This window comes from Nocardia sp. NPDC058497, assembly GCF_042720195.1.
In the GTDB taxonomy this organism is placed as follows: Bacteria; Actinomycetota; Actinomycetes; order Mycobacteriales; family Mycobacteriaceae; genus Nocardia.
Window position 1 is genome coordinate 1 of the sequence record NZ_JBHXMY010000106.1, and the last position, 13,769, is coordinate 13,769.

Here is a 13,769-nt window from a genome sequence, read left to right on the forward strand (position 1 = left end):
GCAGTGCCTCGTTGACCTGGAACGGCCGGAACGGGCCGACGCGGTCGAGGCCGTCGTTCTCCTGGCCCATCGAGGTCCAGGTGTCGGTGACGAGCACGTCGGCGCCCGTCGCACCGGCCACCGGGTCGTGGGTGACCGACACGGTCGCCCCGGTCTCGGCGGCCCGCTTGGCGGCGGCGTCCAGGATCCACGGCAGCGGCTCGAACCCGGCGGGCGCGGCGACGGTCACGTTCATGCCCGCCGTCACACCACCCAGCAGCAGCGAATGCGCCATATTGTTGGCGCCGTCGCCGAAGTAGGTGAGGTTCAGGCCCGCGAGAGCACCCTTGCGTTCGGTGATCGTCTGCAGATCGGCGAGCACCTGGCACGGATGGAACTCGTTGGACAGCGCGTTCACCACGGGAACCGTTGCGGTGAACGACATCTCGTCGAGGCGGGACTGCTCGAAGGTCCGCCACACGATGGCCTCGACATAGCGCGAGAGGACACTGCCGGTGTCGCCGAGGGTTTCCTCGCGGCCCAGCTGGGTGTCGCGGCCGTCGACGACGACCGCGTGCCCGCCGAGCTGGGCGATCCCGAGCTCGAACGAGAACCGGGTGCGGGTGGAGTTCTTCTCGAAGATCACCCCGACCCCGCGCGGGCCGTCGAGCGGCCGGTGCGCGAAGGGGTCCTTCTTCAATTCCGCGGCGATGGCGAGGATTTCGGCCTGTTCGGCCTGGGTCACGTCGTCGTCGCGCAGAAAGTGGCGCAGGCTCACTTGGTCGCTCCCTTCGCATCGGCGGCGGCCTTGTCGAGAATCTCGGGCAGGTCGGCGACGAAGTTGTCGGCCTGGGTTTCGGTGAGCACCAGGGGTGGCGCCAGCCGGATCACGTTGGGCTTGGCGGGGTTGATCAGGTAGCCCGCCTCCCGCGCCCGCTCGTCCACATAGGCCGAGATGTCGTTCTTCAGCACGATGCCGATGAGCAGACCGGCGCCACGCACGTGATCGATCTCGGGATGCTCGAGCAGCGCGATACCGTCGCTGAGCTTCTTGCCGACCCATTCCACATGGGAGAGAAGGTCTTCGGAGTCGATCGTGCGCAGCACCGCCAGCGCCGCCGCGGCGCAGACGGGATTGCCACCGAAGGTCGTCCCGTGCAAACCCGGGGTGAGCAGTTCGGCCGCCCGGCCCTGCGCCAGCACGGCGCCGATCGGCAGGCCACCGCCCAGACCCTTGGCCAGGGTGATCGCGTCGGGCACGATGCCCGCCGCCTGATGCGCGAAAAACGTTCCGGTGCGGCCGATTCCGGTCTGCACCTCGTCGAGGATCAGCAGAGCGCCCGCCCGCGAGGTGATCTCCCGCGCCCGCGCCAGGTAGTCGAACGGCGGGACGACCACGCCGCTCTCGCCCATCATCGGCTCCAGGAACACCGCGGCGGTGTCGGCGTCGACGACCCGCTCGAGCGCGTCCGCGTCGCCGTAGGGCACGTGCACGACACCGGGCGGCATCGGCTCGAACGGCTCCCGCTTCGAGGGCTGACCGGTGAGCGCGAGCGCGCCCATCGTGCGGCCGTGGAAGGCCTCCTCGGCGGCCACGATCTTGCTGCGGCCGGTCAGCCGCGCGATCTTGAACGCGGCCTCGTTGGCCTCGGTGCCGGAGTTACAGAAGAACGCCTTGCCCTCGCCGTCGCCGAAGTGCGCGAGCAGCTTCTCGGCCAGCTCGATCACCGGCTCGCTGGCATAGATGTTCGACACATGGCCGAGGGTGCCCAACTGCTGGGTGACCGCTTCCAGGATGGCGGGGTGGGCGTGGCCGAGGCTGTTCACCGCGATGCCACCGAGGAAGTCGACGTAGCGCCTGCCGTCGGCGTCGTAGACCACCGCGCCCGCGCCACGCACCAGCGCGACCTTCGGGGTGCCGTAGTTGTTCATCATCGCGGCCGACCACCGCTGCTGCAGCTTCTCTACTTCACTCATGCGGTCACCATCGTTCCGATTCCTTCTCCGGTGAACAACTCCAGTAGTACCGAATGCGGCACCCGTCCGTCGATGACGTGGGCGCTGGGCACCCCGCCCTGGACGGCGCGCAGGCACGCTTCCATCTTCGGCACCATGCCCGCGTCCAGGCGCGGCAGCAACTCCGCCAGCGCCGTCGCGTCGATCTCACTGGTCAGCGAGGAACGGTCGGGCCAGTCGGTGTAGAGGCCCTCGACGTCGGTGAGGACGACGAGCTTCTCCGCGCCGATCCCCTCCGCCAGCGCGGCGGCGGCGGTGTCGGCATTGATGTTGTGGACCACGCCGTCGGCGTCGGGGGCGATGGTGGAGACCACCGGGATGCGACCGGCGTCGATCAGGTCGAGCACCGCGCCGGGGTTGACCTCGGTGACGTCACCGACCAGGCCGATGTCGGTGGCGACACCCTCCACGGTAACGGTGCGCCGGGTCGCGGTGAACAGGTGCGCGTCCTCACCGGAGATGCCGACCGCGTACGGCCCGTGGGCGTTGATCAGCCCGACGAGCTCGCGCCCGACCTGGCCGAACAGCACCATCCGCACCACGTCCATCACCTCGGGGGTGGTGACGCGGAAGCCGCCACGGAACTCGCCCGCCATGCCGAGCTTCGTCAGCATGGCGTTGATCTGCGGGCCACCGCCGTGCACGACCACCGGGTGCACGCCGACGGTGCGCAGGAACGCCATGTCGGCGGCGAAGGCGGCCTTGAGTTCGTCGTCGACCATGGCGTTGCCGCCGTACTTCACGACGACGACCTTGTCCCGGAACTTCTGCAGCCACGGCAGCGCGTCGGCAAGGACATGGGCCTTGTCCAGCGCCGAAAGGGACTGCACCACACCGCTGCTCATGAGCTGTACGCCGAATTCTCTTCGACGTAGGCGTGCGAGAGGTCGGTGGTGCGCACCATCGCGGTGCCGTCGCCGACGTTGAGCTCGATCAGCACGTCGATGTCCTCGCCGGACAGGTCGACCTCGCGGGCGCCGGGCGCACCGACACTGTCGACGCAGACCGGATTGCCGTTGAACGACACCGCGATCCGGTTCGGGTCCAGCGTCACCGGGGCGATGCCGACGGCGGCGAGCACCCGGCCCCAGTTCGGGTCGGAACCGAACAGCGCGGTCTTGACCAGGCTGTCGCGGGCGACGGCGCGGGCGACCGTCAGGGCCTCGTCCTCGCTGGCGGCGCCGGTGACGGTGACCCGTACCCGCTTGGTGACGCCCTCGGCGTCGGCCATCAACTGGGCGGCCAGGTCGTCGCACACGGTGAAGACGGCGGCGTCGAGATCCTCCTGCGACGGGGCGACGCCGCTGGCGCCGTTGGCCAGCAGCAGCACGGTGTCGTTGGTGGAGCAGGACCCGTCGACGTCGAGCCGGTCGAAGGTGTATTTGGTGGCCTTGCGCAGCGCCTGATCGAGCTGTTCCGGGGTCGCCACGGCGTCGGTGGTGAGTACCACGAGCATGGTGGCCAGCGACGGCGCGAGCATGCCCGCGCCCTTGGCCATGCCGCCGACATTCCACTTGTCCTCGTGGTGGAACGCCGATTCCTTCGGCACGGTGTCGGTGGTCATGATGGCGTGCGCGGCATCGGAGCCGCCGGACATGCCGCCACCCATCTCGTGCACGATCTCGGTGACCGCGGGGATGAGCTTGTCCATCGGGAGCCGGTCACCGATCAGGCCGGTCGAGCAGACCGCGATCTCGCCCGCGCCGGTCTCGGTGCCCCAATTGCTCAGTGCCGCAGCGAGTTCCTCGGCGGTCCGATGGGTGTCCTGGAAACCGCCGGGGCCGGTGCAGGCATTCGCGCCGCCCGAGTTCAGGATGACCGCGCGCACACGACCCGTCTTGAGCACCTGCTGCGACCACAGCACCGGCGCGGCCTTGACCTGATTGCTGGTGAACACGCCTGCCGCGGCGTATTCGGGGCCCTCGTTGAGCACCAGCGCGAGGTCGGGCTTGCCGCTGGCCTTGATGCCCGCCGCGATGCCCGCGGCGCGGAAGCCGAGCGGCGCGGTGACGCCCTGGGTGTGGATCAAATTGCCATGGTCCGTCGTGTGCGGATCAGGGGTCGTCACGGTGCCACTCCTACGGTGGAAAGTCCTGCGGTCTCGTCGAATCCGACGGCCAGATTCATCGATTGCACCGCGGCGCCCGCGGTGCCCTTGGTCAAGTTGTCGATCGCGCCGATCACCACGAGCAGGCCCGCCTCGGTGTCGACGGCGACCTGCAGGGTGATGGCGTTGGAGCCGAGCACCGAACCCGTCTGCGGCAGTACGCCTTCGGGCAGCAGATGCACGAACGGCTCGTCGGCGTACGCCTTTTCGTAGACCGCGCGCGCCTCGGCCGCGTCCACCTTCACCGGGGCGGTGCAGGTGGCGAGGATGCCGCGCGGCATCGGGGCGAGGACGGGGGTGAACGACACCGCGACGTCGACGCCGCCCGCCGCCTTCAGGTTCTGCGCGATCTCGGGGGTGTGCCGGTGCGCGCCGGCGATGCTGTAGGCGCGGACACTGCCCATCACCTCGGAACCGAGCAGGCCCACATCGAGCTTGCGGCCGGCACCCGAGGTGCCGCTGATGGCGACCACGTTCACGGTCGGCTCGATGATGCCCGCGGCGATGGCCGGGGCCAGCGCGACGCTCGACACGGTCGGGTAGCAGCCGGGCACGGCGATGCGCCGCGCGCCGGTGAGCCGCGCCCGGCCGCCGGGCAGCTCGGGCAGGCCGTAGGGCCAGCTGCCCGCGTGGGCGCTGCCGTAGTACTTCTCCCAGGCGGCGGCGTCGGTGAGCCGGAAGTCGGCGCCGCAGTCGATGATCACCGTCGACTCGGGCAGGGCCTGCGCGATGGCGCCGGACTGGCCGTGCGGCAGGCCGAGGAAGACGATGTCGTGCCCGGCCAGGACCTCGGGGGTGGTTTCCTGCAGGATCCGGTCGGCCAGCGGCAGCAGATGCGGCTGGAGCGCGCCCAGCGCGGTGCCCGCGTTGGATCCGGCGGTCAGCGCCCCGATCTCGAGGCGCCCGGCTCGGTATTCGGGGTGGTTCAGCAGCAGACGCAGCACTTCGCCACCGGCGTATCCACTCGCACCGGCAACCGCCACCCGCAAGGCGGGTCCTCCCGACGAATCAACCATGTGATGATTATGCACGACTATGCAAGCTCATTCATGGGCAGGTGCGGTCGCGACCGGCTCCCTGGACCCGATCAGCCGTGCTACCAGGGGAAACACCAGAACCGTCGTCGCACCGGCGGCGACCAGGACCGAGGCGGTCTCGCCGGTCATCAGTTCCGTCGACACGGCCACCTGGGTGACGGCGACGATGATCGGCAGGCCGGTGGCCGCGAACAGCGCGAGCTGAGCCCGCTCGCGGGGTGACTCCAGGTTGCGCCCGTGCGGGACGTACCGTTCGCTCAGCCACACGGGCAGGCCGCGAGCGACAGCGATGGCGGCCACGAACGACGCCCACAGCAGCGGCTGTCCCGCGACCGCGGACATATCGATCGCCATCCCCGACACCACGAAGAATACCGGGATCAGCAGGCCGTAGCCGATGGTCTCGAGCTGCTCGTCGACGCGCGGATGACCCGCCGCGATGAGCCTGCGCAGCACCATGCCCGCGGCGAACGCGCCCAGCACCACGTCCAGGTCGAAGCGTTCGGCCACCACCATGAGCACGAGCAGCAGCAGGATCGACCCGCGCACCGGCAGCTGGGAGGTGCCGCCGTCCATCCTGGCCAGCGCTGCGCCGAGATCGGGGACACGACCGAACAGGCGCAGCGGGATCAGCCCGACCAGTAGCGCCGCCACCACGAACAGGGCGAGCACGACGAGCGCGGCGACGACATTGCGGCTGCTCAACAGCACCGACATGGCCACGATCGGGCCGAGTTCGCCGACCGCGCCGTGCGCCAGCACCGCCCGGCCGAGCGGGGTGTCGAGCAGTCCGGCCTGTTTGACGATCGGCAGCAGGGTGCCCAGCGCGGTGGAGGTCATCGCGATGGCGACGGCGATGTGGTTGGTGGTCGATTCACTGCCCGCCAGCACGGTGACCAGCCCGAACGCGAACACCAGACCCGCCAGCCACACCAGCCAGGCCACCCGCCCCGAGCGGCCGCCGAGCAATTTCGGGTCCAGTTCGTAGCCCGCCAGCAGGAACAGCATGCCGAGGCCGAGTTCCTTGATCAGGTCGACGCCGCCCTCCGCGGTGGCCCAGCCCAGCGCGAACGGTCCGAGGATCGTGCCCGCCACGAGCAGGATCACCACGTCCGGGACGTACCCGCGCAGTGCGCGCGAGAGCAGCGGAGCAGCCACCGCGACGAGGGCGATCCAGAACAGCGACACGATCGGCGACGGACCGTCCACGGCAGCGGAAGCGAGCAGCTCCATCGCCTCATCGTGGCACAGCGGATCGGCCGATCCCGGAACCCTCGCTGGCATCCGGACGAGAATCGGGTCACCCTCGCTGTCGATTCGGCGGCATCACGTTCGTATAGGAGATGAACCGGTCGCGCACAGCTAGATGGACACCGCGGTGATCGAGGCGGTGTTCGCCGAGCACTACGGCCGTGCGGTCGCGTCCCTGATCCGCGTCTTCGGTGACATCGGAATCGCCGAGGACGCGGTGCAGGAGGCGTTCGCCGCCGCGGTCGTGCGCTGGCCCGGCGACGGCGTCCCGCCGAGCCCGGCGGGGTGGATCATCACCACCGCGCGCAATCGCGCGATCGATCGGCTGCGCCGCGAGGCCGCCCGCGCCGACCGGCACGCCGAAGCCGCTCTCCTGCACCCGGATCCGGACCAGCCCACCGACAGCTTCCCCGACGACCGGCTGCGCCTGATCGTCACCTGCTGCCATCCGGCACTGGCCCCGGCCGCGCGGGTGGCGTTGACCCTGCGGCTGCTCGGTGGTCTGGCCACCGCCGAGATCGCGCGTGCCTTCCTGGTCTCGGAATCGACGATGGCGCAACGGCTCCTCGCCGACGTAGTACATCGACGTTTCCGGTCGGCGGATACCGTGCACTCCCTGCGGGATCTCGGCGACGATGCCGTCTGCGACTACGGCCGGATTCACAACGAATTCAACGAGTTCCTCACCATCTCCTGCGCATCACGACCGGGGACGGCCCGGCCGGACCACAGCGGGCACGACCTGGAAGGAACTCTTGGACGCCGATCTCTCGTACTTCCGCGGACCCCTTGCTCAGGCCCTGCGTGAAGAAGGGCTCGATGCGGGTAGGGCGAAGGATGTGCTGCTGATCCTTCGGTACCGCGGCGTCCACGTGTCGGCCGATGCCGCCGAACGCATTGCCGCTTGCCGCGATCAGCACACGTTCGATACGTGGATGCGACGCGCACTGGAGATCTCCGCGGTCGAGGATCTGTTCGACTGACGCCGGTTCAGGTCGAAACCCGGCTTCCACACGGTGATGTTCAGGTGGTCGCCCTCGACTTCGACCGTCGACGCGCCGGTGAGGTCGGCGACGTGGAAGTGATCGAACTTCATGCCGCGGATGTCGAAACCATTGTTGTCGAACAGTTTCCGGGCGAACCCGACGGAACACCGCGCTGCGCGCCCGGTGCGCGCAGCGCAGTGTTTCCGGCGATCGGTCGCTACTTCGCCGGGTCGACCCCGAAGGTCTCGGCGATGTCGTCCAGCACCGCGTGGGCGCCGGTGAGGCCGACCGAGGTCAGCCAGACCAGGTCGTCGACCGGGGTGATCTTGCCCTTCAGCTGATTCCACAACGGGTTCGCCTCGGCGGCCGCCTTGCGCTGGGCGGCGGCGTCCTCGCCGTTGCTGGTGAGGAAGATGTAGTCGGCGTCGGCGTCCAGCAGCCGCTCGGGACTCAGGGCGAGCGCGAAGTCACTCTTCGGATCGTCGGACTTGTCGGGCTGGTTCAGGCCGGTGTCGGCGAAGATGTCGCCGACGAAGCTGACCCGTTGCATCAGCCGGTCCTCCTTCGGCAGGAAGCGCAGCAGCGAGACGGTCGGAGCGGTGCCACCATTCTTGGCCTTGATCGCCGCGCCGATCTTGGCGGCGCGGTCCTGGTACGCCGTGAGCTTGGCCTGGGCGAGCGTCTCCTTGTCGACCGCCTTGGCGAGCAGCAGCAGGTTTTCCTTCCAGGTGGCACCGGTCGTCTGGCTGAACACGACCGGCACCGTGCCCGAACCGAGCTTGATGCCCTTGAACTGCTCGTACTGCTTCTCGTGACGCACCTTCGCCGACACGATCAGGTCCGGACGGGCGCCGGCCAGCTTCTCGATGTCGGGAGTCTGCAGGTTGCCGATGTTGACCGCCTGTCCGCCGCAGGTCTGCGCGGCCGCACCGAGGAACGCGGGCAGTTTCTCGCCCATGCTCTGGTAGGTCGTATACGCGACCAGTTCGGTGTCGAGCACCAGGGCGGCATCGACGAACGTCTGATCGAGAGCGGCGATCCGGACCGGCCGGGTGGTGATCGTGGCCGGGTCGACGACGGTGCCGACATTCGCGCCCGCTTTGTCCGTGACCGCCCCCTTCTCGATGGTGCGCGGGTAGGCGCCGCCGTCGAGGTTGGCCGCGCTGTCGCAACCGCTTCCGGTGGCGCCGGTGGTGGTCTGGCCTTGGCCACACGCGGACAGGCTCAGTACGGCCGCGGCGACCACAGCGGCTGCTGCGAGCCGGCGGCTCGTTGGGGTGTTCATTGACGTCCTCCAGAGTGGGTTACGATGGCAAGCCTTCGCTAACGTAGCGAAGGCTTACCTAATAATCTAACCGGAAGGGAAGCAGTGACCGCACCGCCCGGAATCGTGCTCACCCGCACGCGGTCTCGCAGGTTGCTGCTCGTTGCCGGACTGCTGGCCGCGGTGCTCGCGGCCATCATGCTCAGCCTGGCCGTAGGCACCAAATTCATTCCGCCCCTGGATGTTCTGCACGCGCTCGGCGGCACCACCGACACCGAGACCGGCGCCATCGTCAACGGCTTGCGCCTGCCGCGCACCCTGCTGGGGATCCTCGCCGGCCTCGCGCTCGGCGTCGCGGGCGCGGTGATCCAGGGCCACACCAGGAACCCGCTCGCCGACCCGGCACTGCTCGGCATCACGCAGGGCGCGGCCCTCGGCATCGTCCTGGCCGTGATGATCGGGGGCATCTCCAGCCTGTTCGGGTATGTGTGGTTCGGGTTCGCCGGTGCGCTGATCGCCACCGTCACCGTTTTCGTCATCGGTGCGACAGGCCGTGGCGGACCCACCCCGGTCACCCTCGCCCTGGCCGGTGCCGCCGTCAGCTATCTCTTGCAGGGCCTGATCTCGGCGGTGGTGCTGTTCGATACCGATGTCACCGATATCTATCGCTTCTGGAAGGCCGGTTCCCTGGTCGGCTCCAACCTCCGCCTGCTCGGCACAGCCGCACCGTTCGTGCTCGTCGGGATCGTCCTTGCCCTGGCCAACACGCCCGCGCTCAACGCCCTCGGCCTCGGTGAGGACACCGCCCGCGCACTGGGCCATCGCGTCTTCCTCGCTCGTACCGTCGGCATCGGTTCGATCGTGCTGCTGACCGGGGCGGTCGTGGCGATCGCCGGGCCGCTGGGCTTCGTCGGGCTCGTCGTCCCGCACCTGGCGCGTGGCGTCACCGGACCCGACTACCGCTGGCTCGTCCCCGTGGCCGGGCTGCTCGGCGTGGTCATGGTGCTGGTCGCCGACACCGCGGGACGGCTGGTCCTGGACAAAGGCGAACTACCCGCGGGCATCATGCTCGCCCTGGTCGGCGCCCCGTTCTTCATCGTGCTGGTCCGCCGCCGCAGGCTGGTGAGCATTTGAGTACCGTGCGTGCGGTCCGGCTGGGGCCGGTGTCTTGGCAGCTGCGGCTGCGGACGGTCTCCGTGCTGCTGGCAGGTCTGGGTGTGCTGAGCGCGACGAGTTGCGTCGCGCTGGCGTTGGGCACCTACACGATGCCCGACGGGGGTCCGGTCACCCCGTGGGATGTGCTCGCGGTGCTGACCGGTGGCGGCGACGTCGGCCTCGCGTACGTGGTGTGGGACCTGCGACTGCCCAGGATCCTGACCGGCGCGCTGGTCGGCGCCGCGCTGGCGTTGTCGGGTGCGATCACGCAGGGCATCGCCCGGAATCCGTTGTCCAGTCCCGATATTCTCGGCGTCACCGCGGGCGCGAACGTGGCCGCGGTCGCGGTGATCGCCCTGTCGGGCAGCAAGGGTCAGATCAGCGGCGCCGCCGCCGAGATCGGGGTGCCCGGTGCCGCCATGATCGGCGGATTGATCGCCGCGCTGGTTGTTTTCATGTTGGCGTGGCGTCGCGGCATCGAAGGATATCGGCTCGTCCTCGTCGGCCTCGGCGCCGCTTCGGTGCTGTCCAGCGTCACCTTCTGGATGCTCAGCGTCGGCGAGGTCGATGTCGCGACGCGGGCGGTCACCTGGCTGACCGGCAGCCTCAACGGCAGTGGCTGGATCCAGGTGACACCGGTGGCGCTCGCCCTGGCGATCCTGGTGCCGGTGGTACTGGCGGGCACCCATCTGCTCGGCGCACTGCACTTCGGCGACGACACAGCCCGCTCGCTCGGCGTGCGGCTCAACGCCGCCCGCCTGACGCTGCTGGTCCTCGCCGTGCTGCTGGCCGGGGTCGCCACCGCGTCCGCGGGCGCCATCATCTTCGTCGCCCTCGCCGTGCCGCAGGTGGCACTGCGGCTCACCGGCTCCGCGCAACCGCCCCTGCTGACCTCGGCAGTGCTCGGCGCGGCCTTCACCGTCGCCGCCGATCTCGTCGCTCGCACCCTCTTGCCCGCCGGGGAACTCCCTGTCGGTGTGATCACCGCCGTGCTCGGCGCTCCCTATCTGATCTATCTGTTGATGCGGCGCAATCGTGCCGGGAAAGTGGGCGCGTGATGACCGTGCGGCTGCAGGCCAGCGACCTGACCCTCGGCTACGGACCGCAGACCGTCGTCGACGGCCTGAGCCTGGACATCGTCAGCGGCACCGTCACCGCGGTGATCGGGCCCAACGGTTGCGGCAAATCCACCCTCCTGCGCGCGATGGCCCGGCTGCTGCGCCCCACCGGAGGTTCGGTACACCTGGACGGCCGCCGCATCGACCGCATGTCGACCAAGGAAGTAGCCCGCGCCCTCGGCATCCTGCCCCAATCACCGCAAGCCCCCGAAGGACTCACCGTCGCCGACCTGGTCGCCCGCGGCAGGCACCCGCACCAGCGCTGGTATCGCCAGTGGTCCGCCGACGACGAATCCGCCATCGCCGAGGCCCTGACCTGGACCGACATGGCCGAGTTCGCTGATCGCCCGCTCGACGAGCTGTCCGGCGGGCAACGCCAGCGCGCCTGGATCTCGATGGCGCTGGCCCAGAACACCGACCTGCTCCTGCTCGACGAACCCACCACCTTCCTCGACCTCGCCCACCAGATCGAGGTTCTCGACCTGGTCCGCCGCCTGCACCTCGAAGCGGGCCGGACCGTGGTGATGGTGCTGCACGACCTGAATCTCGCCGCGCGATACGCGCATCGGCTGGTCGCGATGCGGGCAGGCCGCGTGGTCGCCGCGGGAGCGCCCGCCGAGGTCCTCACCGAGGAACTGGTGGCGGAGGTATTCGGTCTACGGTCGAAGGTGATCGAGGACCCGGTCACCGGAACGCCGCTGGTGGTCCCGGTCGGACCAGCCTGACCCGGCACCTGCGCGGAGTGTGCTCAGTCCTTGCGGACGATCCGTTCGCCCGCACCCGGCTTCCACACGGTGATGTTGAGGTGGTCGTCCTCGACTTCGACCGTCGACGCGCCGGTGAGGTCGGCGACGTAGAAGTGGTCGAACTTCATGCCGCGGATGTCGAAACCTTTGTCGTCGAACAGTTTCTGGGCGAAGCGGGCGTGGACTGTTTCGTCCGGGAGGTCGGTGACGGTGCCGAACAGTTTGGCGTCGCCGTCGGCGACATCGGTGTCGACGGTGGCGGTGTGCAGGCAGAAGCGGGGGTCGCGGGCGAGGTCGTCGAATTTGCGGGTGTGCGGCATGCCGGCCAGGACGAGCATGTCCTCGAAGACGGTCGGCTCGATCGGGCTGATCCGCGGTGATCCGTCGGCCCGGAGGGTGCCGAGCATGCACAGGTTGCCGGTCGCCTGGTGCCTGCGCAGGAACAGGGCGGAGATACTCGGCGCTTCCTCGGTGAACTGGCTCCACGTGGTCATAGCTCGAACGGTACGACCAAATGTTGACATCCTGTGTCAGGTTCTGCGGCTAGTCTCGGGAACATGCGAGCGAGCAGGCTGGTGCAGTTGCTGCTGCTGTTGCAGGCCAACGGCGGGGCGACCGCGGCCGAGCTGGCACGGGAGCTGGAGGTGTCGGTGCGCACGGTGTACCGCGACGTCGAGGCACTGTCGTCGGCGGGCGTTCCCGTGTACTGCGAGCCGGGGCGCGGTGGTGGCGTCCGGCTGATCGACGGCTACCGGACCCGGCTCACCGGCCTCACCTCCGACGAAGCCGACGCCGTCCTGCTGGCCGGGCTGCCCGGCGCCGCCGCCGACCTCGGACTCGGCACCGTGCTGGCCACCGCCCAGCTCAAGATGCTCGCCGCGCTCCCACCCGAGTTGCGCGGGCGAGCGACGCGCATCGCCGAACGCGTCCATATCGATATGCCGGGCTGGTTCCACCGCCCGGACGAAACGCCCACGCTGGCCACGGTCGCCGATGCGCTCTGGCACGACCGGCGTCTGGCCGTCAGCTATCGCCGTCAAGACAAGACCGTCGAGCGCAGGCTCGATCCGCTGGGCCTGGTCATGAAGGCGGGCACCTGGTATCTGATCGCGCGCGACCGGTCCGATATCCGTTCCTACCGGGTGAGCCGCATCGCCACCGCCGTGCCGACCGGCGAATCCTTCACCCGCCCTGCCGGTTTCGAACTCGACGCGCACTGGCAGAAGTCAGCCGACGAGTTCGCCCGGTCTATCCTGCGCGTCAGTGCGCGGTGCCGGATCTCGGCCGACCACCTGACCCTGCTCCGGCTGATGAACGACCCGGCCGCGGTGCGCCAGGCGCTCACGTCCACCGGCGCACCGGATGCCGACGGCTGGGTGGACATCACCATTCCCGGTGAGTCCTACGAGATCCTCGCCCACGCACTGCTACCCATCGGCGAATACATCGAAGTCCTCGATCCGCCCGAACTACGCACCGCGATGGCAGGTACGGCGGCCGCGATGTACGCGCGCTACCACCCGTCGGCCTGACCGGCATGGTCCGCATATCAGCTTTCGCACTGCCAGGTCGCGCACGCCCCACGACGATCCGGCCCCCTGCAACCCAACCGCTCTCACGATCACTCGCGTCCAGCGTTACGCGACCGCACGCGGCCTGGGCTACGCGATCACACTCGGCCCGGACTTGCGGCCACACGCGGCGCGGACGATCAACATGTCCAGTCGAGAATCTCGTCCATCGCACGGAAGGAAACGGACGCCGGGGTGATCCGTACTGCGGTGTCGCGCAAGGCAACCAGCGGTGCGGCGGACAGCTGGCCGATCGTGCCGATGCGGGCCGACCGAGCGGCGATCATCTGCGTTCGCGGACGACGTTCCCGGTCGTACTGCGCCACCCCGTTGGGTTCGCCTGCCAGCCGAGCCAGCACCACGGCATCCTCGAGCGCCTGGCATCCGCCCTGCCCGAGGTTCGGTGTCATCGCGTGGGCGGCGTCGCCGACCAGGGCGATGCGACCGGCCGTGAAGCTCGGCAGCGGAGGCAGCTCGTAGATGTCGTTGTGCAGCACCGTGTTCTCGTCCGCGGCGGCCAGCAGGGCGGGGATCGGGTG

Annotated in this window: 13 protein-coding genes and 2 pseudogenes; 5 read left to right on the plus strand and 10 right to left on the minus strand. The window is 69.3% G+C overall.

The genetic code is table 11. The features are described 5' to 3' along the window. The 6 genes from ACFWPJ_RS10275 to ACFWPJ_RS10300 all read right to left on the minus strand — a co-directional run. A partial coding sequence (locus ACFWPJ_RS10275) for an ornithine carbamoyltransferase (protein WP_378849426.1) occupies window positions 1-757 on the minus strand: 757 nt, incomplete at its 3' end. Then, on the minus strand, window positions 754-1,956 hold the full coding sequence (locus tag ACFWPJ_RS10280) for an acetylornithine transaminase (protein WP_378849427.1): 1,203 nt from the start codon (window positions 1,954-1,956) through the stop codon (window positions 754-756). The genes ACFWPJ_RS10275 and ACFWPJ_RS10280, both read right to left, overlap by 4 nt. Further along, window positions 1,953-2,840, minus strand: coding sequence for an acetylglutamate kinase (gene argB, locus ACFWPJ_RS10285; RefSeq protein WP_378849429.1), 888 nt, complete (start codon window positions 2,838-2,840; stop codon window positions 1,953-1,955). Before argB ends, ACFWPJ_RS10280 begins: the two co-directional genes overlap by 4 nt. Further along, window positions 2,837-4,063 carry a bifunctional glutamate N-acetyltransferase/amino-acid acetyltransferase ArgJ gene (argJ, locus tag ACFWPJ_RS10290; protein WP_378849431.1) on the minus strand — a complete coding sequence of 409 codons (1,227 nt, stop codon included), beginning with the start codon at window positions 4,061-4,063 and terminating at the stop codon, window positions 2,837-2,839. The genes argB and argJ overlap by 4 nt, the downstream gene beginning before the upstream one ends. Further along, the gene (gene argC / locus ACFWPJ_RS10295) at window positions 4,060-5,118 is read right to left on the minus strand and encodes an N-acetyl-gamma-glutamyl-phosphate reductase (protein ID WP_378849432.1); all 1,059 of its coding nucleotides are present in this window, start codon (window positions 5,116-5,118) and stop codon (window positions 4,060-4,062) included. The genes argJ and argC overlap by 4 nt, the downstream gene beginning before the upstream one ends. 27 nt (window positions 5,119-5,145) lie before the next feature. Then, on the minus strand, window positions 5,146-6,372 hold the full coding sequence (locus tag ACFWPJ_RS10300; RefSeq protein ID WP_378849434.1) for a cation:proton antiporter: 1,227 nt from the start codon (window positions 6,370-6,372) through the stop codon (window positions 5,146-5,148). A gap of 133 nt (window positions 6,373-6,505) precedes the next feature. Here ACFWPJ_RS10300 and ACFWPJ_RS10305 point away from each other — a divergent pair. Then, a pseudogene (locus tag ACFWPJ_RS10305) lies at window positions 6,506-6,958 on the plus strand (sigma-70 family RNA polymerase sigma factor); the annotation flags it as partial. A 432-nt stretch (window positions 6,959-7,390) separates the two neighbouring features. Here ACFWPJ_RS10305 and ACFWPJ_RS10310 read toward each other — a convergent pair. Continuing rightward, window positions 7,391-7,531: pseudogene (locus ACFWPJ_RS10310) on the minus strand (pyridoxamine 5'-phosphate oxidase family protein); the annotation flags it as partial. A 62-nt stretch (window positions 7,532-7,593) separates the two neighbouring features. Next, complete coding sequence (locus ACFWPJ_RS10315; protein ID WP_378849435.1) at window positions 7,594-8,661, minus strand: ABC transporter substrate-binding protein; 1,068 nt, start codon at window positions 8,659-8,661, stop codon at window positions 7,594-7,596. A gap of 84 nt (window positions 8,662-8,745) precedes the next feature. Between ACFWPJ_RS10315 and ACFWPJ_RS10320 the strand changes: the two genes are divergently transcribed. From ACFWPJ_RS10320 to ACFWPJ_RS10330, 3 genes are read left to right on the plus strand one after another with little or no spacing between them, the layout of a single operon-like run. After that, a complete protein-coding gene (locus ACFWPJ_RS10320) occupies window positions 8,746-9,774 on the plus strand; it encodes a FecCD family ABC transporter permease (protein ID WP_378849437.1) in 1,029 nt (342 codons plus the stop codon). A gap of 5 nt (window positions 9,775-9,779) precedes the next feature. Beyond that, complete coding sequence (locus ACFWPJ_RS10325) at window positions 9,780-10,853, plus strand: FecCD family ABC transporter permease (protein ID WP_378849446.1); 1,074 nt, start codon at window positions 9,780-9,782, stop codon at window positions 10,851-10,853. After that, window positions 10,853-11,638, plus strand: a complete 786-nt coding sequence (locus tag ACFWPJ_RS10330) for an ABC transporter ATP-binding protein (protein ID WP_378849439.1) — start codon at window positions 10,853-10,855, stop codon at window positions 11,636-11,638. Before ACFWPJ_RS10325 ends, ACFWPJ_RS10330 begins: the two co-directional genes overlap by 1 nt. A 23-nt stretch (window positions 11,639-11,661) precedes the next feature. Here the strand turns inward: ACFWPJ_RS10330 and ACFWPJ_RS10335 are convergent, their stop codons facing one another. After that, window positions 11,662-12,153, minus strand: coding sequence for a pyridoxamine 5'-phosphate oxidase family protein (locus tag ACFWPJ_RS10335; RefSeq protein ID WP_378849441.1), 492 nt, complete (start codon window positions 12,151-12,153; stop codon window positions 11,662-11,664). 63 nt (window positions 12,154-12,216) lie between these two features. Here ACFWPJ_RS10335 and ACFWPJ_RS10340 point away from each other — a divergent pair, with 63 nt between their 5' ends. Further along, window positions 12,217-13,191 carry a helix-turn-helix transcriptional regulator gene (locus tag ACFWPJ_RS10340; protein ID WP_378849443.1) on the plus strand — a complete coding sequence of 325 codons (975 nt, stop codon included), beginning with the start codon at window positions 12,217-12,219 and terminating at the stop codon, window positions 13,189-13,191. Between the two features lie 179 nt (window positions 13,192-13,370). On the opposite strand, the gene ACFWPJ_RS10345 is transcribed toward ACFWPJ_RS10340, so the two are convergent. After that, the coding region (locus tag ACFWPJ_RS10345; protein ID WP_378849444.1) for an FAD-dependent monooxygenase at window positions 13,371-13,769 on the minus strand (399 nt) is incomplete at its 5' end.